1 protein-coding gene is annotated in these 248 nt (G+C 69.0%); it reads left to right on the forward strand.

The genetic code is table 11. The features are described from left to right. A partial coding sequence (locus tag ADK66_RS06385) for an FG-GAP-like repeat-containing protein (RefSeq protein WP_197281437.1) occupies positions 1-248 on the forward strand: 248 nt, incomplete at both ends.

The following is a 248-nucleotide window of genomic DNA, read 5'->3' on the forward strand; positions in this document are numbered from 1 at the left end:
TCGACGGTGACGGTCGCGACGACATCCTGACGTTCACGCGGGGTACGGCGGGCGACGTGTTCGTGTCGCTCTCCGACGGCACCCGCTTCGTGCAGGACGGCTGGAAGTGGCACGACAGCTTCGCCCTCGGCAACGAACTGCCCGCGGTGGGCGACGTCGACGGTGACGGTCGCGACGACATCCTGACGTTCACGCGGGGTACGGCGGGCGACGTGTTCGTGTCGCTCTCCGACGGCACCCGCTTCGTG

The sequence above is a fragment of the Micromonospora sp. NRRL B-16802 genome (assembly GCF_001279555.1).
Lineage (GTDB): Bacteria > Actinomycetota > Actinomycetes > Mycobacteriales > Micromonosporaceae > Micromonospora > Micromonospora profundi.